1 protein-coding gene is annotated in these 1,143 nt (G+C 63.2%); it reads right to left on the reverse strand.

Features of this window, described 5'->3' with window-relative positions; genetic code table 11:
* Nucleotides 1–1,143 (reverse strand): alpha-E domain-containing protein (locus tag ACXRVY_RS30650; protein ID WP_458239159.1); only part of this gene is annotated, 1,143 nt, incomplete at both ends.

Here is a 1,143-nt window from a genome sequence, read left to right on the forward strand (position 1 = left end):
CTCTACCAATTGCGGCAGCGCTGCTTCACGCGGTACGCCAAAGTCATCATTGAGCCGTTTGAGGGTGCGGGTCACCAGTTTCAACTGGAACAACACGGCGTGAGGGTTCTGCTCGTCGAGCAACAACAGRTCGAGCACCGGGAGCAGCTGCGCCACCGCCAGGTATCGAGAACGGTAGGTGATGCTGCTGTTGCCCAGTTCCAGCAGCCATTCCAGCCCGGCCTGGTCGAAAGCCCCGGCGCCCCGAAGGAACGCCGCCAGGCTGCCGCTGAGAAATTGCAGGCGCTCGATCCGCCGGCCAATCATCAGGAAACGCCAGCCTTCGTCCCGGGTCATGTCGTCCAGGGCAAAGCCGGACAGCGCCGCCAGGGACATCACCAGACGGTTGAGGAAATCCAGCAACTCACCGAAATCCGGCTCTTCGGTCTCCAGCTCCATGGCTTCACGCTGCAACTCCACCAATGCCTGCCAGTTTTCCCGCGAGAGTTTACCGCGCACCTGTGAAGCAGCCCACTGCAAGCGTTGCAGGTTGGAACGCAGGCTGAACGGCCAGTCATCGCCGAGCAGCGCCGCCAACAGGCGCTCCGGCAATTCGCCCTCCTCGGGCAACAGCATCAGTCGTTCGCCGAGGTCCACCGCTGCCTGCAGGGCTTGCGGGTCGTCGCCATCGACATAGCGCGCCAGCATGATGCGCAGCAAACGGGCGCTGTCGTCGCAACGCTCGCAGTAACGGCCAAACCAGAACAGGTTTTCTACCACACGCGACGGCAGGTATGGATCGCGCCGCACCAGGTCATGCACGCCAATATTGCGCTGGGCCTTCCATTGTTCGCCGCTGGGCGCACGATCGCCCAGCACCCAGGTGTCTTTACTGGCGCCGCCGCGCTGCATCGACACCACTTCGGCATCGGCTTGCGCGGCGACCCGGGTCAAGCCACCGGGCAGCACCCGGTAGCCCTCGCGGCTGGCCACCGCATACATGCGCATGCCGATGGCACGGGGCTGCAGTTGACCGTCTTCGGCTTGCCAGATCGGCGCCTGGGACAATTGCGCAAGTTCTTGCGCCACATAAGCGTAAGGCCGTGCCTGCATACGCTCGGCGAGTTCCTGGCGCTGTTTTTCACCCAAATCACGGCCAAATAC

The sequence above is a fragment of the Pseudomonas sp. P5_A2_2 genome, from assembly GCF_054177685.1.